Origin of the sequence: Brevibacillus borstelensis (genome assembly GCF_003710865.1) — a bacterium.
Taxonomy (GTDB): Bacteria; Bacillota; Bacilli; order Brevibacillales; family Brevibacillaceae; genus Brevibacillus; species Brevibacillus borstelensis.
The window spans coordinates 44,873-69,333 of record NZ_RHHO01000005.1 but is presented as its reverse complement, the minus strand read 5'-3'; the positions used below and the strand labels follow the sequence as shown (position 1 = coordinate 69,333).

The 24,461-nt window shown below is 52.6% G+C and carries 23 protein-coding genes and 1 other RNA gene; 16 read left to right on the top strand and 8 right to left on the bottom strand.

The annotated features are described in order from the left end of the window. Positions 1–39: 39 nt before the first annotated feature. Positions 40–2,079 carry a beta-propeller domain-containing protein gene (locus EDM54_RS02860; RefSeq protein WP_122957744.1) on the bottom strand — a complete coding sequence of 680 codons (2,040 nt, stop codon included), beginning with the start codon at positions 2,077–2,079 and terminating at the stop codon, positions 40–42. Between the two features lie 191 nt (positions 2,080–2,270). On the opposite strand from EDM54_RS02860, the gene EDM54_RS02855 reads away from it, so the two are divergent. The 5 genes from EDM54_RS02855 (at position 2,271) to EDM54_RS02835 (ending at position 6,504) form a co-directional block, all read left to right on the top strand. After that, on the top strand, positions 2,271–3,800 hold the full coding sequence (locus EDM54_RS02855) for a fumarate hydratase (protein ID WP_122957743.1): 1,530 nt from the start codon (positions 2,271–2,273) through the stop codon (positions 3,798–3,800). Positions 3,801–4,005: 205 nt separating this feature from the next. Then, positions 4,006–4,806: a HipA family kinase gene (locus tag EDM54_RS02850; protein ID WP_003387419.1), complete on the top strand. Its 801-nt coding sequence runs from the start codon at positions 4,006–4,008 to the stop codon at positions 4,804–4,806. Between the two features lie 157 nt (positions 4,807–4,963). Beyond that, the gene (locus EDM54_RS02845) at positions 4,964–5,275 is read left to right on the top strand and encodes a LysM peptidoglycan-binding domain-containing protein (RefSeq protein ID WP_003387418.1); all 312 of its coding nucleotides are present in this window, start codon (positions 4,964–4,966) and stop codon (positions 5,273–5,275) included. 147 nt (positions 5,276–5,422) lie between these two features. Next, positions 5,423–6,217 (top strand): carbon-nitrogen family hydrolase, encoded by a 795-nt coding sequence (locus EDM54_RS02840; RefSeq protein WP_122957741.1) that lies wholly within the window; start codon positions 5,423–5,425, stop codon positions 6,215–6,217. A gap of 98 nt (positions 6,218–6,315) precedes the next feature. Beyond that, positions 6,316–6,504 (top strand): hypothetical protein, encoded by a 189-nt coding sequence (locus EDM54_RS02835; protein WP_003387416.1) that lies wholly within the window; start codon positions 6,316–6,318, stop codon positions 6,502–6,504. A gap of 72 nt (positions 6,505–6,576) precedes the next feature. Here the strand turns inward: EDM54_RS02835 and EDM54_RS02830 are convergent, their stop codons facing one another. Next, a complete protein-coding gene (locus EDM54_RS02830; protein WP_003387415.1) occupies positions 6,577–6,831 on the bottom strand; it encodes an alpha/beta-type small acid-soluble spore protein in 255 nt (84 codons plus the stop codon). Positions 6,832–6,859: 28 nt separating this feature from the next. After that, the gene (gene yfkAB, locus EDM54_RS02825; RefSeq protein ID WP_039071079.1) at positions 6,860–7,975 is read right to left on the bottom strand and encodes a radical SAM/CxCxxxxC motif protein YfkAB; all 1,116 of its coding nucleotides are present in this window, start codon (positions 7,973–7,975) and stop codon (positions 6,860–6,862) included. Between the two features lie 76 nt (positions 7,976–8,051). Between yfkAB and EDM54_RS02820 the strand changes: the two genes are divergently transcribed. Further along, positions 8,052–8,738, top strand: coding sequence for a DUF1385 domain-containing protein (locus EDM54_RS02820; protein WP_122957740.1), 687 nt, complete (start codon positions 8,052–8,054; stop codon positions 8,736–8,738). 20 nt (positions 8,739–8,758) lie between these two features. Here the strand turns inward: EDM54_RS02820 and EDM54_RS02815 are convergent, their stop codons facing one another. Continuing rightward, positions 8,759–9,289, bottom strand: a complete 531-nt coding sequence (locus EDM54_RS02815) for a gamma carbonic anhydrase (RefSeq protein WP_039071080.1) — start codon at positions 9,287–9,289, stop codon at positions 8,759–8,761. Positions 9,290–9,449: 160 nt separating this feature from the next. Between EDM54_RS02815 and rnpB the strand changes: the two genes are divergently transcribed. After that, an RNA gene (gene rnpB / locus EDM54_RS02810) (RNase P RNA component class B) lies at positions 9,450–9,835 on the top strand. Positions 9,836–9,907: 72 nt separating this feature from the next. On the opposite strand, the gene asnB is transcribed toward rnpB, so the two are convergent. Beyond that, positions 9,908–11,761: an asparagine synthase (glutamine-hydrolyzing) gene (gene asnB / locus EDM54_RS02805; protein ID WP_024985149.1), complete on the bottom strand. Its 1,854-nt coding sequence runs from the start codon at positions 11,759–11,761 to the stop codon at positions 9,908–9,910. Between the two features lie 151 nt (positions 11,762–11,912). On the opposite strand from asnB, the gene EDM54_RS02800 reads away from it, so the two are divergent. The 8 genes from EDM54_RS02800 to EDM54_RS02765 all read left to right on the top strand — a co-directional run bounded on the left by EDM54_RS02800 (position 11,913) and on the right by EDM54_RS02765 (position 20,603). After that, a complete protein-coding gene (locus tag EDM54_RS02800; protein ID WP_122957739.1) occupies positions 11,913–13,664 on the top strand; it encodes a LytS/YhcK type 5TM receptor domain-containing protein in 1,752 nt (583 codons plus the stop codon). Continuing rightward, positions 13,664–14,401, top strand: coding sequence for a LytR/AlgR family response regulator transcription factor (locus EDM54_RS02795; RefSeq protein WP_003387408.1), 738 nt, complete (start codon positions 13,664–13,666; stop codon positions 14,399–14,401). The genes EDM54_RS02800 and EDM54_RS02795 overlap by 1 nt, the downstream gene beginning before the upstream one ends. Positions 14,402–14,551: 150 nt before the next feature. Continuing rightward, positions 14,552–14,902 (top strand): DUF485 domain-containing protein, encoded by a 351-nt coding sequence (locus EDM54_RS02790; RefSeq protein ID WP_003387406.1) that lies wholly within the window; start codon positions 14,552–14,554, stop codon positions 14,900–14,902. Then, positions 14,899–16,425, top strand: a complete 1,527-nt coding sequence (locus tag EDM54_RS02785) for a solute symporter family protein (RefSeq protein WP_024985150.1) — start codon at positions 14,899–14,901, stop codon at positions 16,423–16,425. The genes EDM54_RS02790 and EDM54_RS02785 overlap by 4 nt, the downstream gene beginning before the upstream one ends. Before the next feature lie 80 nt (positions 16,426–16,505). Beyond that, positions 16,506–18,062, top strand: a complete 1,557-nt coding sequence (locus tag EDM54_RS02780; protein ID WP_031931757.1) for a solute symporter family protein — start codon at positions 16,506–16,508, stop codon at positions 18,060–18,062. Positions 18,063–18,106: 44 nt separating this feature from the next. Continuing rightward, positions 18,107–18,424 carry a hypothetical protein gene (locus tag EDM54_RS02775; protein WP_003387403.1) on the top strand — a complete coding sequence of 106 codons (318 nt, stop codon included), beginning with the start codon at positions 18,107–18,109 and terminating at the stop codon, positions 18,422–18,424. A gap of 120 nt (positions 18,425–18,544) precedes the next feature. Then, positions 18,545–19,609: an HD-GYP domain-containing protein gene (locus EDM54_RS02770; RefSeq protein ID WP_122957738.1), complete on the top strand. Its 1,065-nt coding sequence runs from the start codon at positions 18,545–18,547 to the stop codon at positions 19,607–19,609. A 139-nt stretch (positions 19,610–19,748) separates the two neighbouring features. After that, positions 19,749–20,603 (top strand): universal stress protein, encoded by an 855-nt coding sequence (locus tag EDM54_RS02765; RefSeq protein ID WP_122957737.1) that lies wholly within the window; start codon positions 19,749–19,751, stop codon positions 20,601–20,603. Positions 20,604–20,736: 133 nt separating this feature from the next. On the opposite strand, the gene EDM54_RS02760 is transcribed toward EDM54_RS02765, so the two are convergent. The 3 genes from EDM54_RS02760 to EDM54_RS02750 all read right to left on the bottom strand — a co-directional run bounded on the left by EDM54_RS02760 (position 20,737) and on the right by EDM54_RS02750 (position 23,318). Further along, positions 20,737–22,017 (bottom strand): MFS transporter, encoded by a 1,281-nt coding sequence (locus EDM54_RS02760; protein ID WP_003387400.1) that lies wholly within the window; start codon positions 22,015–22,017, stop codon positions 20,737–20,739. Positions 22,018–22,079: 62 nt separating this feature from the next. Continuing rightward, entirely contained in the window at positions 22,080–22,673 is a 594-nt protein-coding gene (locus tag EDM54_RS02755) for a TetR/AcrR family transcriptional regulator (RefSeq protein ID WP_024985154.1), read from the bottom strand. 132 nt (positions 22,674–22,805) lie between these two features. Further along, positions 22,806–23,318 carry a GNAT family N-acetyltransferase gene (locus EDM54_RS02750; RefSeq protein ID WP_003387396.1) on the bottom strand — a complete coding sequence of 171 codons (513 nt, stop codon included), beginning with the start codon at positions 23,316–23,318 and terminating at the stop codon, positions 22,806–22,808. Positions 23,319–23,573: 255 nt separating this feature from the next. Here EDM54_RS02750 and EDM54_RS02745 point away from each other — a divergent pair, with 255 nt between their 5' ends. Beyond that, positions 23,574–24,455 (top strand): deoxyribonuclease IV, encoded by an 882-nt coding sequence (locus tag EDM54_RS02745; RefSeq protein WP_003387395.1) that lies wholly within the window; start codon positions 23,574–23,576, stop codon positions 24,453–24,455. Positions 24,456–24,461: the final 6 nt, after the last annotated feature.

Genomic DNA, 24,461 nt, shown 5'->3' with positions numbered 1-24,461 from the left:
TCTTAGCACAGAATGGACAGCCTTGACAGATGGTTGCTTCTATTTGGACAACATCAGTGTGTTCGTTTCGGTCAGGGTTTGCAGGCTGTTTGCCTTCACCTGATCTCGTGAGATCGTGTACAGCGTATCGCCGATGTAGACGATCCGCTCTACGTTTTTTGCGCTGTCGTACCAATCCTGGCCGGCTTTTTTCATATCGTCGGAATTCAGATGGGTAATGGTCCCGCGCAAGACAAATCCATCCTGCTCATTCAGCCCGTAAACATAGGCTCCTTGAAAAGAGAAGCTTCCGTAAGCGCGAATATCTTTTTCCGCCTTTTGCTCCGCTGTCAGCTCGTGAACCGACACAGGGAAGGCCAAAAGCTGTTTCTCCTTGGAGAACAGCAGCGCTTTGTGATCATACAGCAGCTCGGAATCCGTTCCGCGATCCCCGATGACTGTCTGGAATTTCTCCACCGGCTTGCTCACATCCGTGACATCGAATAAAGCCAGCTTCATTCCTTGGTAAAAAGCGGTCTCTTTGTCGGCCACGGCGTCTTTGCCAAATCCGATGATATGGTTTTCATCATACGGGTGCAGGTAGTCGCTGTAGCCGGGAATTTTCAGAGCGCCCAAAATTTTGGGAGAATCCGGCTGTTTGACATCGATTACAAACAGCGGGTCCACTTGTTTAAAGGTAACCATATAGGCTCTGTCCCCCATAAACCGCACAGAATAGATTCTTTCGCCAGGGGCGATTCCTTCCAGCTTTCCTATTGCTTGCAATTGTGAGTCGAGCACATACAGGTTGTTTTTGGAGGTATTCTCGTCTGTTCGCCACATGTCTCCCGTGGTTGTCGCGATACGCAGATAGCCGTTGTGCTCATCTAGGGAAAACTGATTCAGCATGCGGCCCGGAACAGTCCCTTTTCCCGTATAGGCAAGATTTCCGTTTTTCATGGAAAAGCGGTAGAGAGACGTTTCGCTCTTCATGATTGGAACGGGGCCGCCGGCGATCAGCGATTTCTTTGCTTTGCCCGCTGACTCCACCTCTTGCTGAGTGACTGCCACGTACAGGTTATTCGGTGAAGCGTAGACATTTTCGCCTGAGCCCAGATACGTATGGATGGAAGCGGCTTGCTTGGGGTTATCGAGATTGGCTCCCGCGACGATCAGGTAGCCAGGCTGAATCGCTTCAGGAAAGTAGCGAATCGCCGAGTAGCCGATCGTCTTGTAATCATCCCCTTGTGCTGTATCCCGGTAACGCGGTCCGGGGACTTCCTGAGACTGGTTGGAGAGCGCATACCAATCAATCCCCTTGTTGGTCACCAGATAGAAGCTGGAGCCGATCTTCCGGGAGGACACGTAGTAGCCGTCTGCTTCCAGTGCTCTGGTCAAACGGGGAGAGTGCTTATCCGAGATGTCGTAGATGAGCGCCTGCACCATTGTATTCGAGTGGCCGTGCATGAACCGTTTTTCATTGGTTATGATATGGTCGCGCACGGCTTTCGGACGCGATTGTCCGATCACAATCAGCCGCTTTTCATCGATGTACATGTCCTGCGGGGAGAATTCATCGCCGGAAAAGCTCAATCTGCTGACGAGCTCCATGCTTGTTGCGGGTTTTGCCCGAATGATCCGCACTTCTTCGGGGGTCGCCTGATACAAATACGTCCCGTCCGTTTTGACAATATCCGCTTCATCGACTCCCTGTACCTGAACGTTGGTAGAGGAGTAGGAAGAGGAATCCGGGGTTGGAGCCGCTGCCGTTTTTGCCTTGAGCACCGGTGCTCCCTCCATCGCCGGTACGGCTTCCATCGCTTCTTTCACGGCTACCCCATACTGGATGCCATGGCCTTTTTCATAGTCTTTCAACAGCTTCTTTAGCTTCTCGTAGGAACCGACGACCGGAAGAGGCTGGTCGGACTCCTTTGGCAGTACTGATTGATCGGCAGCAGGAGCGACTTCTTTTGCAGAAGCGACAGCCACTTTCGCTGAAGCCGCCGCTTCCTTTTCCCCCAGGCTCTCGAAACTCATCCAAACAGGTACAGCAGCTATGGCGATTACGCCTGCCAACATTCCACTCATCCATTTTTTCATTTGAATACGCCCCTTATCATTCGTTCCGGCAAACCGGCAGAACCAGTTTTTTCTATCCTTTAGACGGAAGGTGGGGGGAAATGTTTCACACCCCGGGAAGCACATTCTACGGACGAAAGCGAAGCAGTGTGATATAATGAGAGGCGGTTTAGGATATCGATACTACAGATGGTTAAAAAGGAGCGACAAAGATGGATACATTGAAGCAAAGCATCCTGGAGCTGATTACCGAAACCTCGACGAACCTGCCTCCGGACGTGCGCCGCGCCATCAACGACGCGAAAGCAAAAGAAGACATGGGCACACGCGCTGCTCTGTCATTGTCAACCATTGCAAAAAATATCAAGATGGCGGAAGACAACGTTTCCCCCATTTGCCAGGATACTGGAATGCCGACCTTTGAAATCAAGACCCCGGTCGGCGTAAATCAGCTCGTTATCAAAAAAGCGATTTATGAAGCCGTCGTGGAAGCGACGAAAACCGGAAAACTGCGCCCCAATTCTGTAGATTCGCTCACTGGTGCGAACAGCGGGGACAACCTGGGACCGGGAACGCCCGTCATTCACTTTGAACAGTGGGAAGAAGACGAAATCGAAATCAAGCTGATCCTCAAGGGCGGCGGGTGTGAAAACAAGAATATCCAGTACTCCCTCCCCTGTGAGCTCGAAGGCCTCGGAAAAGCAGGCCGCGATCTTGACGGCATTCGCAAGTGCATCCTGCACTCGGTTTACCAGGCGCAAGGACAAGGCTGCAGTGCCGGCTTCATCGGAGTGGGCATCGGTGGCGACCGGACGTCCGGCTATGCGCTGGCCAAGCACCAGCTGTTCCGTCGCGTCGACGATGTGAACGAAATTCCCGAGCTGGCCGAGCTGGAGAAATACATCATGGAAAAAGCCAACGAGCTCGGTATCGGTACGATGGGCTTCGGAGGCGTTTCCACGCTGCTCGGCTGCAAAATCGGCGTTGAAAACAGATTGCCAGCCAGCTTTTTCGTATCTGTAGCCTACAACTGCTGGGCGTTCCGCCGTCAAGGTGTCCGCCTCAATGCAGAAACGGGCGAAATCATTCGTTACCTGTACAAGGATGAGCCGGTTGCCATGAACCTCGATGCGGAAACCGACCAGCCAAAGGCAGAGCGTCGTGAGGTTGTGCTTCAGGCACCAATCACCGAGGAGCAAATTCGCAGCCTGAAGGTAGGGGATGTCGTCATCATCAACGGTATCATGCATACCGGACGCGATGCCCTGCACAAATACCTGACGGATCACGATTGCCCGGTTGACCTGAATGGCGGCGTCATTTACCACTGCGGTCCTGTTATGCTGAAAGACGAGCAGGGCGAGTGGCACGTAAAAGCAGCCGGACCGACAACATCTATCCGCGAGGAGCCTTACCAGGGCGATATCCTCAAGAAATTTGGCATTCGGGCTGTCATCGGAAAAGGCGGCATGGGCGCAAAAACGCTGAAGGCGCTGGGAGAGCACGGTGCTGTATACCTCAACGCGATCGGGGGAGCAGCTCAGTATTATGCAGACTGTATTGAAAAGGTTGAAGGTGTCGACTTTATGGAATTCGGTATTCCAGAAGCGATGTGGCACCTTCGCGTGAAAGGCTTTGCTGCCATCGTTACGATGGACTCCCATGGAAACAGCCTGCATGCAGATGTAGAAAAGAGCTCGATGGAAAAACTGGCACAGTTCGCGGAGCCTGTTTTTAAATAAAAAGAATACGAGTATGGGACAAAAAGTCACCAGCAGTGGAAACGCTGCCGGTGACTTTTTTGCTGGATTAGGAACCGTGTAGAAAGGAAGTGACAGCGTACACAGACGGAACTGGTGCTTTTTGAAATGTATGCCCGGTTCAAATCTGTGTAAATTCCATATTCTGTATCAGTACCTATGATCAGCAGAAAGGAACATTTACCGAATGAGGTGGAAATATGCAGGGCGCATGAAGAGAGAAACGAGAAAAAAAGTCTGGAAAGTTCGCGATAAACGAGGAAACATCGGTTTTTTTAAGTATCCATACAAAAGGACTAAAAAAAGCAGGAAGCATCGCCAAATGATCGTGAACGAATACCTTGCGAATTCCCTTGCAAAAAGCCTGGGATTTCCGGTAGCAAACTTTAAACCGGCCATGGTGTCAGGCCCCGACAGAAGGAAGGTGAGGGGCTATATTTCAAGGCGTGTGAACGCAAAAGAAGTCATCACGTGGGAGCGGGCAAAAAAAGAGGTGAAATACTGTCCGGAGTGGTTTGTGAACGATATCAAGCGTTTGGCTCAAGTGATCGTGTTTGACGCATGGATATTGAACAAGGACCGCACGAGTGTCAATCTCGTACTCTATCGGGACAGTACGAAGGAAAAGTACAACTGGTATTTAATCGACCATGGGAGCGCACTGCTTGGCTCGCCTACCAATTCTCCATTTGCTCGTGTGAAGGGATTCAAGCACCCTCAGTTGAAAAAAAGCATGAGAATTCCCACTGGCATGAAGAAGGTTGTTTTAAGCAACAGGTCGGCTGTAGACGAAATGGTAAATAGAATTCAAGGGCTGCCTGAATCGGAGATTACTCGTGCCATCGACACTGTTCCCAAACAGCTCGCGTTGACGAAACGAAAAAAGGAATTTCTGCGAAGATTATTGCAATATCGTCAAAAATGCATAGATTTGATCATGCTGGATATTCTCGATCAAATCAAGCAGAACAAACCTGGTTTGCTGTAACCCTGTGGCTCTCTGAATGTTTTAATGCGTAAGAGCCTGTCACGGCGAATGGCGTAGGTGTTTGACCAATCTTGGGAAAATGGGTGATCGCTTATTTCACAGGCAGGCGGGCGGGCATAGGTTAATAACGAATCAAATACAAAAAGGAGTGGTTTACGTGAACTACGTAGTCCAACCCGGGGATACATTAAATGCGATTGCCGCCCGCTTCGGGGTTCCCGTACAGGAACTGATTCGAGTGAACAACATCCCCGCCCCGTACTACATCTATATCGGTCAAACGATCTGGGTGCCCGTTCGACAGCCAGGTCCGCCTCAACCGCCGCGCGACGATGTAGATCGCCGTATCCGCCGTCTCAATGAGCGCATGGACCGTGCCGAGCGCAATATTCGTGAACTGGATCGGCGCGTCGATCGTCTCGAAACACGGGTAACTCGTCTGGAGGCACGGCCGCGTCCACGCACGTAATCTTTTTCAAGCCCGCCCGGGGTTAGCCTCGGGCCCTCTCTTTTCTTTCCGGTTGCCCGATGGCACCCCTGGCAAAATCGACAATTATGCTTGAACTCCTGTGGAGTGAAGGCTACGATTAAGAGAATAAAGTCAGGGGGGAAACAGATGAAGTGGAATGTTGCCTTGCTGCAGATGGATATTGCTTTTGGACAGCCGGAAAAAAATGTAGAGGCGATTCGGAATTTTGTCAATCAACTCCAATCGTCAGACGAAAGACCGGATGTGGTCCTCTTGCCGGAGTTGTGGGATACAGGCTATGATTTGAAGCGGCTGGATGAAATCGCCGATAAAAACGGCGAGCGAGCCAAGCAATTGCTGAGCGATGCGGCAGAAAAGCTGCAGGCCCATGTAATCGGCGGTTCCGTCGCGGAAAACAGGGGTGGTCGGATGTACAATACAACGTTTGTGTTTGATCGCAGCGGGAAACTTGCAGGCAGCTATTCAAAGGCGCATTTGTTTCGACTGATGGAAGAGGAAAAGTTTCTTGCCGCCGGAGATCGCCCAGGCGTTTACATATTGGATGGTCAGCCAGTCAGTTCCGTCATTTGCTATGACATTCGCTTTCCGGAGTGGGTGCGGGTGCATGCTTTGCAAGGAGCACGGGCTCTGTTTGTTTGTGCCCAATGGCCCCATCCCCGGCTTCATCACTGGCGCCAGCTTTTGATTTCACGCGCGATTGAGAATCAGATGTACGTCATCGCCTGCAACCGCGTCGGGGAGGGCAACGGAAATACATTTTGCGGGCATTCCATGGTGATTAACCCCTGGGGGGAAATTATCGCCGAAGGCATGCAGCAGGAAGAGATCATCAGGGCGGAGATTGACCTCTCCCTCGTAGATGAAGTGAGAAGCCGAATTCCTGTAATTGCTGATCGCCGTCCGGACCTGTATCGCCTCTAGAATTTCTCAAAAAATGGGCGGATGGACCGGCGTTTCCCTCTCTCCGTTGACGCCCGTATCGCATACGGTGGTAGGAGAGGAACAGAGGAGGTGCGGTCATGTTTCGGCTGAATGGAAAAAACGTTCGTCACCATTTTGACGGTGTATACGGAAAAGTGGTGCAGGTACGGGAGCTGATCGAGGTCCTGGACCAAATGTTTGATTCGTTTCACAAAGTAAACAACATCAGCCGCTCCATGCTTGGGCCGAGAAAATCAAGCGTCAAGCAGTTAGATCGGCTTCGCTGAAACGAATAACCAGATGATGAAAAACAGCAGAACCGCATCTGCATACGATGCGGTTCTTTCTTTTTGGTCAGGTTATTTGCGGGGAAGCTGCTCCATCGCCATTCGAACCAATTCCTTTACCATGCCCCCGCCCAGCTGACCGCCGATACGCCCTGCATCATGAGCGGACAACTGGCCGTTGTATCCGTTTTGCAAAGGGACATTCAGCTCCTGGGCAACCTCAAATTTCGCCTGCTCGGGTTGATTGACACCGGCCACCCTGGCCTTCAACTGGTCCAGTCCTGCCTGTGCTTGCGGTACGAGAGGACGTCTTCTACGCCTGCTCATGCAAATCACCTCACAGGTAGTTTGCCCATTAAATCAGCGCTTTTCTCTCTTTAAAGTTTTCATTTGCATAGTAGGTGTTGGCAACCAGCAGGTTGGGGCCGGCACAAGAGGCAGCCGGACAGTAGCAGTTGATGTTTTGGTTCAGCGGGTGCTCCTGCCAGCGGCTGAACATGGTATCCAAACGGTCGGTCTGGATGTTGCCCAAAGGAGCGACATCTCCGAAATCAGTGACGATGACGTCTCCGGTAAAGACGTTTACGTTTAGTCTGTTTCGGCCGTCCGGATCGTTGCGTACCGTTACGTTTTTGGCCTCCCGCAGCTTCAGGATCAGTTCTCTGTCCGCCTCCAATGGACTGCAGGCAAAGAACGGCAAGGTGCCAAAGAGCATCCACAAATTCTCATTGCGGATTTCCAGCATGTGTGCAACAGCTTGACGAAGCTCATCCAAAGTCAAAACATCCAGTTCACGTGCGAAATCGCTGGCGTACATGGGATGCACTTCGTGACGGAGGCAGCCCATTTCCTGAATCTGCTTGTGAAGGATATCCAATTTCTGGTATGTTCGGGGGTTTAGCATTGTTTCGGCAGAGACAAAAACGCCGGCGTCGGCAAGCTTCTGCGCATTGGACCACATCGTGGCAAACTGCTGTTCAGCCTGTTTGGAAGAAACCATCTGCCTGCTTTTTGCGTAAACAATGGTACGGAACTCTTCGGGCGTCGCCCAGTTCCAGGACATGTGCATCACATCTATGTAAGGCAATATCATTTCATACCTGGAAAATGGCATCGACAGATTGGAGTTGATCTGGGTGCGAAGGCCTCTGTCCGTCGCGTAGCGAAGCAGCGGGAGAATGATTTCCTTGACGGTGCGCTCGCTGTACATTGGTTCTCCGCCTGTTATACTGATAGTAGCGAGGTCCTGCGCTTCATCCAGACGATTCAGGATGGTCTGGATCGGCAGGGCAGGATCGTCTTTGAAACGAAGGGTGTCACCAACTGCACAATGCTCGCAGCGGAGGTTGCACAGGTTGGTAACCGTAAACTCGACACTTGTCAGCTTGTAGGCAGGCGGCGTCGCATGAAAAAGCGGCTCCCACGGGTCGTGCTGAGGTGTAAGCGGTGTAGTTGGTACCATACGGATCATGGATTGACCCCTCCTTCATTCTGCGTACATTCCTCTAATTATACTGATGATGGAACGGAAGGAGAATAGATAAAACATGATTATGGGGATTTCTTTTGCTCGCGGTGTCCTGTTTCATGATCGGAACGTCCTGGCTTGTGCAGAAGTAAAAAACGGCGTGATAGAAGTATGGGCCGAGAAAATCAGCCTGCGGACGATCGGCAAGCTGTGGGTGCGGATCTTTTTCTCTTTCCCTTGGTACTACCAAATATTGCATCTGGGTCTTGTCTTGTATGTGCTCGCCGCGCTGGTCTACCCGGAAGCGGCTGTAGTCGATCCGTGGTGGGCAGCCATTTATGTGGCTGGTTTTCACTTCGTATTTCCGCGTGAATTGAAAAAGTTTCACGGTGCCGAGCATAAAGTCTTCAGCTACGGAGGAGAAAAACGGCTGGAGTCGTGGGAGGAAATCGCCCGGGCGGACATCGTGAACGCCGGGTGCTCAACGAACCTCGTCGTCTGTTTTTTTGCCGGATTTCTTCTGGCCATTCCGTTCGTTCCGCTCGCTTTTGGCGTAGCTGCCGGATGTGCGGGAATTTTTATCGGGATGGTAGGGGATAAGCTGCTGCGAAAATATTGCGGCTTCCTGTACCGCATTTCGGCTTTCTTCCAGCGGTACTTGACCACCAAAGAACCAAACCGCCTCCATCTGGAGACAGCCATCCGCTCCTATCGCCAATTTGAGTACATTCGCAGCAAGGAATTGCAAGCAACCGAGGCAGCATAAGAAAAAACCGCTCTCCATCATCATCTGGAGAGCGGTTGTTCTTCCAATTTGCGGTAAATCTTGCCCTTGTCCACGTAAGACTGGCGGATGCGCCGAAGCTCCTTGAAGTCGTCTTCCGTGAGCTCGCGCTTGATTTTGGCGGGCGAGCCGATGACGAGAGTGCGAGGAGGGACCTTCATACCCGGTGGGACGAGCGCTCCCGCTCCAACCATTGCTTGCTCGCCGATCTCCGCTCCATCCATCACGATAGAGCCCATGCCGATCAAGGCGCCGCGGCGAATCACGCAACTGTGCAGAACGACATTGTGTCCGATCGTCACTTCGTCTTCCACGATCAACGGGTTTCCCGGACTTTGATGCAGCGTGCTGTTGTCCTGCACGCTTACCCTGCGCCCGATGACGGTGGGAGCAATATCTCCGCGGATGACGGTATTGTACCAGATCGACGTATCCTCTCCAATCGTAACATCGCCGGAGATGACGACGCCTTTTGCAAGAAAGACAGACTCATGAATGCGGGGGACGTGATTCTCGAAAGGTAACAGCAGCATCGAAATCTCTCCTGTCTTGGGGTATGGCTTGCAAATGACATCCCATATTGTACTACAACGCTGCTGCATTAACAATTTCCAGTGCTTCCAGCGGCTTTCGGTTGACCGGGAAACACAGATATGGTACATTATTTATTGCTGATTCATACGAGTGGGCAAGGAATGCGGGTAGTCGCTGCCGCGGCCTTTATGGTCGGCGGTAGAGGAAAGTCCAGGCTCGCCCAGACTGAGATGTCTGGAGTGTTCGTACCTGGTGCAAACCAGGGCAGCGAGGCATTTGCTTCGCTGACGGCGTGGAAAGGGTTCTCTTCCAGAGACCCGAGTACGCTGAAAGTGCCACAGAAACGTAGCTTCCCTGGCGACAGGGGAGATGGAACGCGGTAAACCCTGCGAGCGAGAAACCCAAATTTGGTAGGGGAACCGTCCCGAAGGAACTGAACGGAGGGACGGATGGCATCTCGGATGCCATAGATAGATGACTACCGCTCTTGGTGCGAGGAGCAGATCCGTTTGCAGCACGGGAGAGACAGAACCTGGCTTACAGCATTCCTTGCTTATCACGAAACAACGAAAACCGTCTGAGTTCATTCAGACGGTTTTTTTGGCATTTGCGCTAATTTACGAAGAAATGGTGATGTTGTACTCTCTCATCCACAGGTCAATCGATGCCAGGTAGGCAAACATCTGCGGGCTGCCCATCAGTTGGCCGAAATAGGGTTTTCCCGAGGCCTGAGCTTCTGACATCGCGAAGGCTTTGACCCGGGTTTGGTCAATGACTTGATGCAATGGCGAGGAGCTGTCCTCCAGCACGTTCAAGAGCCAGGAGCGCGTTGCTTTCGTATAGGCCGGGTTATGTGTTTTCGGGTATGGACTTTTTTTGCGGTACAGCACTTCTTCCGGAACGATTCCTTCCAGTGCCTTTCTGAGAATCCCTTTTTCGCGATTACCCCAGTTTTTTAGCTCCCAAGGAATATTCCAGACGTATTGCATCAGTCGATGGTCGCAAAACGGAACCCTCGCCTCCAGGCTTGCCTTCATGCTCATTCGGTCTTTCCGATCCAGCAGGGTATTCATAAACCAGGTGAGATTCAGATAAAACAGCTCCCGTCTTCTAGCCGCAAGCGGGTTTTCGCCAGGCAAGCGGGGCACCTCGTCGAGCGTCTCCTCGTAGCGTTGGGCTACATATTCCTCGGGCCTGATCCAGTCTCTCATCTCGGCGGAAAGCCAGCCGGCACGCTCCCGGGTAGCTTGCGCCCAGGGAAAGGTATTCGCGCCAAGCAGCTCTTCCCGATGGAACCACGGATAGCCCCCGAACATTTCGTCGGCGCATTCTCCCGACAAGACGACAGTTGTCTCTTTCTTGATTTCCCGGCAGAACAGATAGAGAGAGGAGTCGACATCGGCCATCCCCGGAAGATCACGGGCGAAAAGTGCGGTATGCAGGGCGCTGACCAATTCAGGGGTATCGAATTCGAGGGTGTGGTGAACGGTGCCGAACCGTTCGGAGATCAAGCGGACGAAAGGAGCGTCATCGGTCGGCTGGAAGTCGCTTTGCTGGAAATGAGAAGCGTTGTTCACATAATCGATGGAGTAGGTATGGAGAGCGCCTCGGCCTTCCTCCTGAAACACAGCTGCAGCGACCGCCGTGATTGCGCTGGAATCAAGACCGCCGGACAGCAGTGTGGCGATCGGGACATCCGAGACAAGCTGCCGTTTGATCGAGTCGGCCAAAAGCTGGCGCACGGTGGCAGCCGTCTGTTCGACATCATCCTCGTGAGGCTGGCTCTCCAGGCTCCAGTAGCGCCTGATCGAAACGCCTTCGCGAGAAATGGTCAAATGGCAGCCAGGCCGCAGCTCATGGACGTCATGAAAGACGCCATGCCCAGGGGTGCGCGAGGGTCCGAGCACAAAAATTTCTGCCAGCCCTTCCCGCGACAAGACGGGTTTTACCAAAGGATTAGCCAATAAAGCTTTCAACTCCGATGCGAATAAAAAAGCGGTTCCCCTTTTCGCGTAAAAGAGCGGTTTTACCCCTAGACGGTCACGCGCCAAAAACATCTGTTGCCTCTGCTCATCCCAAACAGCGAAGGCGAATATGCCATTGAGCTTGTGCACGCAGTCTGCTTCCCATTCGATATAAGCGGCGAGCAGAACCTCTGTATCCGAGTGGGAGCGAAACGAATGGCCGCGGGCAATCAGCTCCCGTCGAATATCTTCCGTGTTGTACAGCTCCCCATTGTAAACGAGCGTATACGCCCGCCCATTTTGCTGTCGTGACATAGGCTGACGCCCACCGGCAGGGTCGACGACGACCAGACGGCGATGACCGAAGGCCGCATGCTTGGAGTCTGCCCACCAATATCCTTCTTCATCCGGTCCCCGATCCGTTAAAGTCCGCGTCATTGCTTGCAAAACAGCGTGTTCTTGGGTAAGATCCTTCTCCCAATCGATCCAGCCGGTAATTCCGCACATTCGTCTTCACCCTTCCTGCTGTAGAAAATTTAGGCAAAAGCTATCATATGCAAATCACCCGTCCCGTTTGTCTGTCCCGGCAGGGAAAGCGGGGGAAAAAGCGGAATTGTTAGAATATGCCTATTTATGACTTTTTTCGGAGGTAGGGGCCTTGGAGCATTTGACGCTGCTGTTGATCGAGAGGATGGGCATCCTGCTTACCATCGCCTTTATCCTGACGAGAATTCCGCTGTTTCGCCAATTACTCGACCGCGAGCTGCAATTATGGACGTCGGTGGCGTACTCTTTATTATTCGGACTGTTCGGCATTGCGGGCACGTATGCGGGCGTGGTCGTCCACGAGGAGACGTACAACCCGGCTTTTTGGATTTTTCCGCTTCAGCCAAGTGAAGTTATTGCAAACTCAACTCTTGTCGGTGTTGTGATCGGCGGCCTTCTCGGAGGGCCGTTCGTAGGACTGGGTGCTGGCCTGATCGCGGGCTGCCATTTGTTCAGCTTGAGTGGTCTTGGCGCCTGGGCGTTTGGCTTGTCCAGCCCGATTACGGGCCTTCTGGCCGGATACGTTGCCCGCTTTTTCTCGCAAGAGCGCGTGATCTCTCCGTCCAAAGCGCTGTTTATCGGAATGTTTGCCCCGATCATACAGATGTCGCTTTTGCTCATACTGGCCCAGCCTCCCGAGCTTGTCCGAGCGATTGTGAATATTATCGGAATTCCTATGGTGCTTACCAATAGCATTTCCATCGCTATTTTCACAACGATGATCCGCGTCGCTCTCCGCGAAGAAGAACGCTCTGCCGCGATGGAGGCGGAGCGGGCCTTCACGATTGCCGAACGCATCCTGCCCCACTTGAAGATGGGCTTGACTCCGCAGACGGCCCAATCCGTAGCGTATATCCTGCTCAGAGAGGCGAAGGCCAGCGCAGTCGCCGTGACAGACAGAGAGCAGCTTCTAGCCCACGTAGGCGCGGGATCGGACCACCATGTAGCCGGGGAGCCGATACGCAGTGAGCTGGCCCGCCTCGTCATCTACACCGGAGGGATACAGACGAGTCTTTCCCGCGAGCATCTTCCGTGCGAGCGAAATAACTGTCCGCTGCAAGCAGCCATCGTCGTTCCGATCAGAGAAGGGGAGAGTGTCGTCGGGCTGATCAAGCTGTATTTTAGACGGCCGCAGCAGATCGGCAAAATTCAGGAAGCGCTGGCAAAAGGTCTGGGAAACCTGTTATCCAACCAATTGACGTTGACGCTCGCAGAGAAGATGAAGGGTTTAATGAAGGACGCGGAGCTGCGAATGCTTCAGGCTCAAATTCATCCCCATTTCCTGTTTAATACATTAAACTCGATCGTTACGCTGATTCGGATCAACCCCGATCTCGCCCGCCACATGACGATTCAGCTGGGGGTTTTCATGCGGCTCAACCTGAAAATGACCTCGACGCCGCTCGTATCCGTCGGGCAGGAGCTGCAGCACCTGAATGCGTATCTGGAAATTATCAGCATACGCTTTGCAGAGCAATTTACGGTTTCGCGCGAGGTAGAGCCGGGTGTGGAGCAGGCGTTGATTCCGTTCGGCACCTTGCAGCCGTTGGTGGAGAACAGCATCCAGCACGGCCTTAGCGGAAAGCCGAGCGGCGGACGTATCGCCATTGCGGTCAGAGAGGAGAGTGACTGCATCTCCGTCGTGGTCGAGGACAATGGTGCAGGCGTTCCGGAGCCGCTTCTGGACAAGCTGGGCAATACGCCGCTTGAGAGCAAAGACGGCAACGGCATCGGCGTATACAATGTCAACCAGCGTTTAATCAGCCTTCTCGGTCCGGAATCGAAGCTCCATTTTTCCAACCTGCCGGAAGGAGGCTGCCGCATCCAGTTTGCAATTCCACATAGACGAGGAGAAGATGCCTGATGCAGATCCGAATCATGATCGCAGAGGATGAAAGGCTGGCGAGGGAGGAGCTGGTCTATTTGCTGGAGCAGGAGGCCGATGTGGAGGTACTGCCCTGTGCGACAAATGGCCGCGAGCTTCTGCAGTTGGTAGAGGAATACGAACCGGACGTGGTGTTTCTCGACATCAAAATGCCGGAGCTGGAGGGGGACCAGGCCGCGCGCATGTTGGCCGCCCGCAAGAAACGGCCTCTGCTCGTATTTTCCACTGCACATGAAGACTACGCTGTCGAAGCGTTCAAGCTGAATGCGGTCGATTACCTGTTAAAGCCGACAGAACCGCAGCGGCTGAAAGAAACACTGCAACGGTTGAGGAAACGGCTTTCGGAAACGGCTCCGCCATCTGCTTTGCCGAATCCCTCGAAGGTAGCGAAGATGATCATCGAGGACAACAACCGTTTGGTGGTGATCGATCCCAGCACCGTGATGTACGCTGTCCGGGATGAGCGAGTCGTTCAAATCTGGACGGAGTCGGAAGTGTATACGACGCGCATGACATTGCAGCAGTTGGAGGAAAAGCTCCAGGCTTACCCGTTCTTTCGGACGCATAAAAGCTACCTGGTAAACCTGCAGTATGTAAGCGAGCTTCAGCCGTGGTTCAACGGCGCGTACAATCTGATCCTGAAAGGGCCCAATCCGGTTCGGCTTCCCGTCTCCCGGACCGCAGCAAAAGATCTGCTGAAACGCCTGGAAGGGTAGAGCTTGACTTTGATCCCGTATTTTTTGCTTTTGACGCGCTACTTTTTGCATGTCGCGCGCAAATGTAAACAATATTGGGAATTTTTTTGTAAAATAAGGAAGCGCTTTCAATGGCGCGGTTACACATTCTTGACAAGGGGAGATTCCACAATGGGAAATACAAGCTCGACAGCGAAGGCCATGTCTGAGAAGCAGACGTCTGTCCAGTACACGTCTATCATCCGGTCGGCGACGTTTCAGGAGCTGCTTAGACGAAAAAAAGCATTCATCGTACCCTACTCCATTTTCTTTTTCTTGTTCTACTTTACTCTTCCCATCATGACCTCCTACTTTCAAGTGTTGAACAAACCCGCCTTCGGGGCGATTACCTGGGCCTGGGTATTTGCCTTCTGCCAATTTATCATGACCTGGGGACTGTGCATCATCTATTCCAGGAAATCGCGGCAGTTTGATGAGCTGGTAGAGAAGATCAAGCAAGAGACGGGAGGCAAAAGCGCATGAATGTAATGGCATTTTTACTCTTTTTGGCAATTGTTGTGTTAACGCTTGTTATTACGTATTACGCCTCCAAACGGACCAATAGCACTAGCGAGTTTTACACGGCGGGAGGAGGACTGACCGGTTGGCAGAACGGCCTTGCCATCGCCGGCGATTACATGTCCGCGGCCTCTTTCCTCGGGATCGCCGGAATGATTGCTCTCTCCGGCTTTGACGGCTTCTTTTACAGTATCGGCTTTCTCGTCGCTTATCTCGTCGTGCTGTACATCGTAGCCGAGCCGCTGCGCAATCTCGGAAAGTACACGATGGCGGACATGATTGCGGCCCGGTTTGAAAACAAGCAGGTCCGCGGAGTAGCGGCTCTGAACTCCATCGCGATCTCCATTTTTTACATGATCGCCCAGTTGGTAGGGGCCGGCGCCCTGATCAAATTGCTGCTCGGTCTCGACTACACGACCTCTGTTCTGATCGTAGGCGTTCTGATGACGGTTTACGTCGTGTTTGGCGGCATGACGGCAACCTCCTGGGTGCAGATCGTCAAGGCGGTTCTGCTGATGGCCGGTACCTTCATTATTTCCGTAATGGTGTTTGCCAAGTTTGACTTCAGCGTGACGCAGATGTTCGAGCAAATGAAAACGGCAACGCCGCTGGGCGAAAAGTTCCTGAATCCGGGGAACAAGTTCAAGGACGGCCTCGATACGATTTCGCTCAATCTGGCGCTCGTTCTCGGTACTGCCGGACTGCCGCACATTTTGATGAGGTTCTTTACGGTAAAGGACGCCCCGACGGCGCGGAAATCTGTTGTGTACGCCACCTGGATTATCGGCTTGTTCTACGTCATGACGATTTTCCTCGGATTCGGCGCAGCCGCATTTGTCGGGGCGGACAAGATGGATCCTGCCGGAAACATGGGAGCGCCGTTGCTGGCCCAATTCCTAGGGGGCAATTTCCTCTTTGCGTTTGTGTCTGCCGTCGCCTTCGCTACCATTCTGGCGGTAGTGGCTGGTCTCGTACTCACGGCTGCATCAGCGTTTGCCCATGATTTTTACGGCCATGTCATTCGCCAGGGGAAGGCTACGGAAAGAGAGCAGATGGTCATGGCCAAATGGGCCTCTGTCGGCGTTTCGGTCATCTCGATCCTGCTTGCCCTGTTCGCGCAGAAGCTGAATGTCGCTTTCCTCGTTGCTCTTGCCTTTGCGGTAGCCGCCAGCGCAAATTTGCCGGTTATTATTTACACGATCTTCTGGCGTCGATTCAATACGACCGGGGCTGTTGTCGGTATGCTGGTAGGCTTGTTCAGCTCGCTGATCCTCGTTTTCCTCAGTCCGAACATCTGGAATCCGGAGGCGGGCAAGGCCATCCTGGTCGGAGAAGCTCTGTTCCCTCTCTCGAATCCGGGGATCGTCTCGATTCCGCTCGGTTTCCTTGCAGCCTGGCTGGGTACCTACTTCTCGAAGACCAAAGACGATGCGAAATACGATGAAATTGTTGTCAAAGCGAATACCGGGATGAAGGAATCCGCCTAGTCTCTGTACAATTGTAAAAGCAAAGGAAAGGTGTCGGGGGAGGCTCCGGCATCTTTCCTATGAAACGGGGGAGCGGCGATATGTCATCGGTCATCTTTTTTTGCAGCGTCATTATCGGCACGCTGTTCATCACGTATTCAGCGGCGAGCCGAACATTCAATACGAGAGAGTTCTACGCTGCGGGAAACCGGATGACCGGGCTTCAGAACGGGGTGGCCATCGCCGGAGATTACATGAGTGCCGCTTCGTTTTTAGGAATCGCCGGGACGATAGCAATGTACGGTTTTGACGGCTTTCTTTATGCGATCGGCTTCTTTGTGTCGTATTTGGTCATGCTGTTTTTGATCGCGGAACCGCTGCACAATCTGGGCAAATATACGCTGGCGGATGCGATTTCCGTCCGGTTTGAGAGCAAATGGCTGAGGGGTGCGATTGCCGCCGTCACGCTTCTGATCACCGTCTTTTACATGATTGCGCAATTGGTCGGCGCGGGGGCGCTGATCCACTACCTGCTCGGCATTGATTACGCTGCTGCGGTGATGGTCGTGGGAACGCTGATGACCATCTACGTCGTGTTTGGCGGGATGGAGGCTACCTCGTGGGTGCAAATCATCAAAGCGATTCTGCTCTTGACGGGGACGCTGATCATCTGCCTGATCGTCCTGTCGCGCTTTCACTGGAGTCTGGCTGAGCTGTTTGTATATGTCGGCGAAGCGACACCGATGAAAGAGCGCTTTTTGCACCCGGGAAACAAATTCAACCAGCCGCTGGACATCCTTTCGCTCAATCTCGCTCTCATATTGGGGACTGCCGGACTGCCGCATATCATCGTCAGGCTGTTTACCGTAAAAGATGCCCCCACGACGAGACAATCCATCATTACGGCCACATGGGTGATGGGTGCGTTTTACCTGATGACGATTTTGCTCGGTTTCGGGGCATCTGCTTTTATCGGATGGGAATATATCCAGGACGCCGGATTCGGAGGAAATCTGACGGTGACGATGCTTGCGGAAGCGCTTGGCGGAGAATTTTTGATGGCCTACATATCGGCCGTGGCTTTTGCGACGATTCTCGCGGTGGTCACAGGTCTTGTGCTGTCGGCCTCATCGGCGTTTGCCCACGATTTGTACAGCCATATCATTCGCAATGGGATGGCTTCGGAACGGGAACAGGTATGGGTCGCCAAATTATCCTCGGTGGGAGTAGGAGTGATTTCCATCTGGCTTGCGATTGGCGCGCAAAAAATGAATGTTGCGATTCTCGTGGCGCTGACTTTTGCTGTGGCGGCATCGGCCAACTTTCCCCTGATCTTCTTTACCATCTACTGGCGCCGTTTCACCCTACAGGGAGCGTTGACCGGGATTGTCACAGGGGCACTGTCCGCCCTCATCCTCGTTTGTCTCGGGCCGTCGGTCATGGACCCCGAAAGCGGCATGATTCTCGCCGAACCGCTGTTTCCTCTCGCCAATCCCGGCGTGGTTTCGATCCCTCTCGGATTTTTCGGAGCCATCGTCGGTTCGCTTGCAAGCAGACCGGCTCCCGGCGCGTCCGATCACTACGATGCGGTATTGTTTCAGGCACACACCGGCACGCGGCAGGGACTGCGTCACAGCGTGGCAGCGAAAAGCGAATAATCTGCTGCAATCCGGCCCACCCTATAGGTCAGGGGGGAAGCGATATGAGTACGGACAAAGAGACTCGGACATCTGCCGAGGTGGATGTCTACGAGCAGGCCCGGATTTCCTTGGTAGGATTGATCCAGGAGCTGTGCGAGGCGCTGGATGAGACCGATGCGGAGGCATACAAGCGAAAAGGCTATGAGATGATCGGCCAGTATTACAAGACGCCCGTACATACTGGTGAATTGACTCTCACCTGTGCCGCTGTTCTCGAAGATATTTTGCACAAGCTGGAAATGACCCAGCAGGGCGACCAGGTAACGATGGTCAGAGGCCCTTACAGTATTATGAAGATGGATGATCATGAAAAGAGTTAAAGACCCGTCTGGCGGGTCTTTTTTGCTTGCTGCATGAAAGTTTTCTAGTCTACCGGATGGTTATTTCATGGTAAGATAGATGGGAAATAGCAGCAGGGGAGCAGGCAGGAGGAAGACCCCATGAAATATGTCAACATCGATCAGGTAGAACCGGGCGATGTCCTGGGCAGAAGCATTTATACGAGCGACGGTCTGACCTTGTTGCAGGCCAACGTACAGCTAACCGTTGGAATGATCAATAAATTGCGCCGTTTTGGCGTTACGATGGTAAGCCTCAAGGACCCAAACCTGCAGGACGTGAACACGGAAGAGGTTTTAAGCGAATCGACGAGAAAAGACGCCATCCGCAATTTGTCCGCGGCGATCCAGTGCGTTCAGGCCGGAAAAGGAATCGATGTGCGCGGAGTCCAAAAGTCCGTCAACAATATCGTGGATGAGACCTTGCGAAACCGGCGAGTTTTGTTAAACCTGGGTGAAATTCGCACGAATGACAATGCCCTGTACATACACTCCCTGAATGTTTGCATGATGGCTGTCGTCATGGGGGGTGGACTTGGATATTCCGTCAACCAGCTAAAGGAGCTGGCGATCGGCTCTTTGCTCCATGACATCGGGAAAGTCGTCAAAGATGAGGGAGACGCTTCGCCCTACAAGCAAAACAGTCTCGAGAATCACCATACGTGGACGGGATTTAACCTGCTGCGCAAAAAGCACGAGATGAGCATCGTTTCTGCTCATATCGCCCTGCAGCACCATGAGTGGGTAGATGGCAGCGGCATACCCAGAGGTCTGATGAGCCATGAAATCCATGAGTTCGGGAAAATCGTCGCGATCTGCAACGCATACGACAATTTTATCTCCCCGTTTTCTGAAGAAGAGGAGACGCTCCCGCCTTATGAAGCTTGCGAGCGCATCATGGGACTGGCGGAAAAAAGGTTTGACCACCAGATGGTCATTCAGTTTTTGCGGACAATAGCCATGTATCCGACAGGTACATCCCTGAAGCTGAGCACAGGCGAGGTAGGGATCGTGATTGATCAAAACAGGGGATTGCCCTCGCGACCAGTGGTTCGAATCATTCGCAAGGACAGAGTTGCCAATGAGCGAGTGGGGGACGACCACGAGATTCGGGATGTCGACTTGAGCGAAGAGACGACGATATTTATTACTGGCATATTAGAATAAGGCGAACAGACAGAAATCAGGGAAAAGTTTGCCTGATATAGGGGAGTTTCCCTACATACACCATCCTTTGTTTTTCCTAGAATGAAGTCAGAAAAGGGCGGACACAATTGCCTGATGACGAGGAAAAGGATGGTGCACAATGTCGATTCTGGTGCCGGTAGATGCTACTCCACAGTCTTTGCAAGCTGTAAAGTTTGCATTGGCTTTTACGAACGGAAATAACGAAATCTCTCTCTTGCATGTCATTCCACCGTTTTCATCCAGATTTGCTGTCAATCAATTGGGAAACAAGACTGTGCAAGAATTTCAGCTGGATGAAGCGAAAGAGGACCTGAAAGAAATCGTGGAGCTGGTCGAGCAGGCAAAGGTGCCGTACAAACTGAATATTCAGTTTGGAGAACCGCATGAGGTAATTGTCGAAGTAGCTCGCGAAGGCCATACGGCTGTCGTCATGGGAACCCACGGATACGGCCGGATGACCGGCTATTTGATGCAAAGCGTCAGCTATCCAACAATCCACGATGTGGAGATTCCCGTATTTTTAGTGCCCGAGGCGGCGAAGATCAACGACAAGTGGAAAACGGTACTGATCGCAGTCGACGGCTCCGACCACGCCATGAAGGCAGCGCAGCAAGCCATCCGGATGGGCAAAGAGGATGGCACCCGGTTTGTTCTTCTGACCGCGGTGATTCCTCCGGTCGCTTACGCAGGCGTTTGCGGGATTGGCTGGGAGGATACAGCAACACTGGAATCGTGGGGGAAACAGACGATCCGTCCATACGAGGAGCTGTTTGAGCAAGCACAGGTCCCTTACGAGAGCAAAGTGTTGATCGGAGACCCGGCTACGCTGATCAAGGAAGTTGCCCAAGAGACAGAAGCAGATGTAATCGTCCTCGGCCACCACGGCATGAGCGGCATTGCCGGAACGCTGATGGGCAGTGTCACCTTCAAGGTGATTTACCGGACGAAAACGCCTCTATTGGTCGTGAAATAAAGGAAATACAGGGTAATCCTACCAAAGGGAAGGCTGTACGGATTGAAGACTACCCATCGAGCAGCGGCTAATGAAACCTGTTTGCTCGATGGGAGCATTTCATATCCCGGACAGTCTGTTTTTATTGTTGGCGTTACAACTGCTCGGTTTCAAGAGACTGCTGGTGTTTCGGTTTCGAGAGCGGATGTTGTTGTTCTTGGTTTGATTGTGATTGTGGCGGTTCTGCCTCCATAATTTTGTTGACCCCGAGGGAGCCAAGCAGCAGGAAGAAGCCTGACAGGCAGAAGACCGTGATCAGAGAGGTCAACTCCATGAGCGGGCCGGCCACAAACGAACTGATCATTACCAGTGCCACAAAGAGCGGTGTCATGGTGCCATTCACACGCCCCACGTACTCTTCCGCTACCAAATGAATCATCTTCATGCTGAGTACAATTTGCAAAAATGCCAGCAGCACTCCGGAAAGCAGGCGCATCGTCCCAGTCAGCGGAGCAGAGGTGGAAAGTGCCTCAACGACAACCGAGACGGCAAAAAAGACAATGGCGCCGTGAATGACCAGCTTTCCGTTTAACTGCCTGTGCAGGGCGGAGGCGAGGATGCCTCCGAGCAGCATGCCGACACCCTCCAGAGCCGTAAACCACTGGATGGATTCTTTCGGAAGCTGCAGGCGGTCTGTCACGAGAAAGACCTCCAGCGGATTGATCAGACCCGAGCCGAGTCCAAGCATGGCAAACAGCCACACAATCCCCCTAAGATGCGAGTGGTGCCTGACGTAGCGAATGCCGTCCTTGATCTCAGCCAGAAGCGAGGTTTTTTCATGAGAGTCACTAACGGAAGAAGCGCGCTTTGACGAGGGCAAACCCAAGAGCATGAACGCGGACAAGAGAAACAAGAGGGCCATCGCAAACAAGGAGACATAGACGCCGGAAGCCTCATAGACAAACGTCCCCACGATCGGGCCAAAAAGGATAAACAGCGACCCCATGCTTTGGGAAACAGAGATGGCGGAACCTACCTGTTCTTCCGGAACGTGTATCTTAAAGACTTTGGCGGAAGCGGGCTGTGAGAATTGGGAAACGACAGCGGAGACAAAGGTAGCGAAAAAAACAGCGGACCAATAGCCTTTCCAAAGCAGTACGGCAATCACGCAGACGGAGAGCGAGCTGAGGAGATTGGCGGAAATCATGGTCCGCTTCGGGTCCCAGCGGTCTGCCAGTGCCCCGCCGATCACGGAGAACAACAAAATGGGAACATACTCGATAGCAGTCAGCAGCGAGACGGCGGTCGGGTTGTTGCCGCTGATTTCCATGACGAAGAAGAGCAGCGCCATGTTTCGGATCCAGACGCCGATGTTTTCCAGCAAATCGGTAGAAAAGACGATGAGAAAGACGCGATTGCGCCAAAGCTCCTTCATTCAGGTTCCTCCTAACTTTTGCAAACCGAACGGTCGGTCTAATGATAGCCGAAAAAAAGGGGCTATTTTTTCCCCGTCCCCTTTATGAACACATCAATAGACTTTCGCATGTACGTATGAAGCTGGTCCGGGTGGTCGTAGTATGCTGCGCTGCATACCCCGCTGAGAAAGCCGTCCAGAAGATAGGCCAGGGCCGCCGGATCGTCTGCTTCAAACTCGCCTGCCTCAATGCCCTTTTCAAAAATGGGGATGTAGACTTGATGGGCTGTTTTTGTCAGATTGATGACCTGCTCCAGAATTTCGGGTTCAGCCAGCTTGCTGCCGCTGAACTCCTCGGCAGCCTTTTTCAACGGGTGATTTAAAAAATCATCTACGAAAAAGTCAGCCAATGCATACAGCTTCTCCGTCGCTGTGGGGTAGGGAGCGGAGTACCTTGCCCATTTCTCTTCCCATTCCTGCTGATTCTTTTCCAGCAGATAGAGAAACAATTGCTCCTTGTTTTTGAAATGGTAGTAGAGACTTCCTTTGCTTGCGTCTGCTGCAAGGCAAATGTCCTCGATGGAAGTTGCGGCATACCCCTTTTGGGCGAATAGTTCTGTTGCTTTTTCGGCGATATGTTGCTTTGTCTTTTCGCCTTCGAGACGGCGGCGTGTCATGGCGGATACTCCTTTTTCTAGACTGAACGTTCGGTATAGATTAAAGGTAAAACAACTTCGCGGATTTGGCAAGGGAAATACATCTTTTTCGTTTCCATGCGAAGTCAAAGTCAACATTTCCCGCTGCACTCACTATTTGATGTCGTAAGCCATGCAGATGACCAGTCCCAGCTTTTCGGTCATCCGTTCTTCATAGACGCGGAATCCGCATTTTTCATAAAACGGGACTACCCCTCGGTTTTTATCCAACACGCCCAGATGAAGGGACGTGTAGCCGTTTTCTTTATACCATGCAATCAAGGTGTCCAGAAAATGCTGAGCGTATCCTTTTCCCTGGTGGTCCTTGTGCAGCATGATGAGCCCGAGCCATGGATTGCCATCGCGAGGATTTCGCAGGATGAATTGGGCAATGCCGACGAGATCGCGGGTGGAGCGGGAACGGAGCAAGATGCTGTAGGAGTCTTCCATCGCCAGATTCTCGGCGTGGTCCGATTCCACTGTTTGGACAGTGACTTCCCGCTTGCCGTACGCATACTCCATGTAATCGGGGTTGGAATTGTAGACGGAGAGCAGCTCATCGAAATCGCTCTCCTCTACGGGAAAGTAAAGCAGGTGCTGGCTCGAAGCAGGAAATGGAGACGGCATTGGGTACCTCCTGAAACATTTTGATAGGATTTGAAGATGGATATTAATCGAAATAAAATGAAATGTCAATCTTGCAAATACTGCTCAAAATAAGGACCTCAGCCCAAGTCATTTCTTGCAGGGGAAAAGCAACGAAAATGATAGATGATCCAACAGGCAGGCGCATGACAAACCGGGTCCCGTAGAGGACAGCAGACTGAAAAAAACAAAGGTGGGGGAAACTGCAACTAATCAGCAGAGGGAAGGAGATGCAATATGTTTGTCGGTTGTCACGTCAGTATCAGAAACGGATACGCAGGAGCGGCAAAGGCAGCAATGGCGATCGGAGCGAACTGCTTTCAGTACTTCCCGAAGAATCCAAGGAGCATGGGCGTAAAAACCTTTGATGCCAAAGATGCAGCTTCGTGCAGGCGCTTTGCAAAGGAACACGGCATGCTATCCATCGGTCATACGTCGTATCCGACAAATCTTGCAGTGGAAGAGGAGGAGCTATACGAGCGGACTGTCGAACACCTCCGCAATGATCTGGAGATAGCGGAAGCATGCGGTTCACTCGGTGTAGTCGTTCACTTCGGGCACAGCAAGGGTGGCGACCCGCTCGAGGGATACAAGCGGATGATCCGGCTTTTGGATGAACTGCTCTGCGATTGGCGGGGAGAGGCGAAAATACTGCTTGAAAACAATGCAGGGCAGGGAACCCGGATGGGGACGACCATCGAAGAGCTGGTGCAGGTGCGTTCTTTGCTCGCGGCACCTGACCGGGTGGGTTTTTGTCTGGACACCTGTCACGCTTTTGCCAGTGGGCTGTGGCGGGGACACGATTGGGACGAGGTTTGCGCTCACATGCGAAACGCGGGGTATTTTTCATCACTTGTCGCTGTTCATTTGAACGATTCCGTTTATCCGAGCGGCTCCTTCCGCGACAGACATGCTCCTATCGGCAAGGGTGAGATCGGGTTGGAGGCGTTCGCAGCATTCCTGCAAACTCCTGAGCTAGCGGACATCCCGTTCATTTTGGAAACCCCGGCACCGGCGGATGGAGGTCACCAGGAGGAAATTTCGCTGGTTCGCCGGCTGGCAGAGCAGAGAGATGGAGTCTTCGGTGTGGAAAAAGGAGCGACCCGTGTGGTAGAGTGAGGAATG

Bases quoted from the DNA above. Each gene is read 5' to 3' on its own strand.
- EDM54_RS02860 (WP_122957744.1), bottom strand. From the start codon at position 2,079: ATGAAAAAATGGATGAGTGGAATGTTGGCAGGCGTAATCGCCATAGCT.
- EDM54_RS02855 (WP_122957743.1), top strand. From the start codon at position 2,271: ATGGATACATTGAAGCAAAGCATCCTGGAGCTGATTACCGAAACCTCG.
- EDM54_RS02850 (WP_003387419.1), top strand. From the start codon at position 4,006: ATGAGGTGGAAATATGCAGGGCGCATGAAGAGAGAAACGAGAAAAAAA.
- EDM54_RS02840 (WP_122957741.1), top strand. From the start codon at position 5,423: ATGAAGTGGAATGTTGCCTTGCTGCAGATGGATATTGCTTTTGGACAG.
- EDM54_RS02835 (WP_003387416.1), top strand. From the start codon at position 6,316: ATGTTTCGGCTGAATGGAAAAAACGTTCGTCACCATTTTGACGGTGTA.
- EDM54_RS02830 (WP_003387415.1), bottom strand. From the start codon at position 6,831: ATGAGCAGGCGTAGAAGACGTCCTCTCGTACCGCAAGCACAGGCAGGA.
- yfkAB (WP_039071079.1), bottom strand. From the start codon at position 7,975: ATGATCCGTATGGTACCAACTACACCGCTTACACCTCAGCACGACCCG.
- EDM54_RS02820 (WP_122957740.1), top strand. From the start codon at position 8,052: ATGATTATGGGGATTTCTTTTGCTCGCGGTGTCCTGTTTCATGATCGG.
- EDM54_RS02815 (WP_039071080.1), bottom strand. From the start codon at position 9,289: ATGCTGCTGTTACCTTTCGAGAATCACGTCCCCCGCATTCATGAGTCT.
- asnB (WP_024985149.1), bottom strand. From the start codon at position 11,761: ATGTGCGGAATTACCGGCTGGATCGATTGGGAGAAGGATCTTACCCAA.
- EDM54_RS02795 (WP_003387408.1), top strand. From the start codon at position 13,664: ATGCAGATCCGAATCATGATCGCAGAGGATGAAAGGCTGGCGAGGGAG.
- EDM54_RS02790 (WP_003387406.1), top strand. From the start codon at position 14,552: ATGGGAAATACAAGCTCGACAGCGAAGGCCATGTCTGAGAAGCAGACG.
- EDM54_RS02785 (WP_024985150.1), top strand. From the start codon at position 14,899: ATGAATGTAATGGCATTTTTACTCTTTTTGGCAATTGTTGTGTTAACG.
- EDM54_RS02780 (WP_031931757.1), top strand. From the start codon at position 16,506: ATGTCATCGGTCATCTTTTTTTGCAGCGTCATTATCGGCACGCTGTTC.
- EDM54_RS02775 (WP_003387403.1), top strand. From the start codon at position 18,107: ATGAGTACGGACAAAGAGACTCGGACATCTGCCGAGGTGGATGTCTAC.
- EDM54_RS02770 (WP_122957738.1), top strand. From the start codon at position 18,545: ATGAAATATGTCAACATCGATCAGGTAGAACCGGGCGATGTCCTGGGC.
- EDM54_RS02765 (WP_122957737.1), top strand. From the start codon at position 19,749: ATGTCGATTCTGGTGCCGGTAGATGCTACTCCACAGTCTTTGCAAGCT.
- EDM54_RS02760 (WP_003387400.1), bottom strand. From the start codon at position 22,017: ATGAAGGAGCTTTGGCGCAATCGCGTCTTTCTCATCGTCTTTTCTACC.
- EDM54_RS02755 (WP_024985154.1), bottom strand. From the start codon at position 22,673: ATGACACGCCGCCGTCTCGAAGGCGAAAAGACAAAGCAACATATCGCC.
- EDM54_RS02750 (WP_003387396.1), bottom strand. From the start codon at position 23,318: ATGCCGTCTCCATTTCCTGCTTCGAGCCAGCACCTGCTTTACTTTCCC.
- EDM54_RS02745 (WP_003387395.1), top strand. From the start codon at position 23,574: ATGTTTGTCGGTTGTCACGTCAGTATCAGAAACGGATACGCAGGAGCG.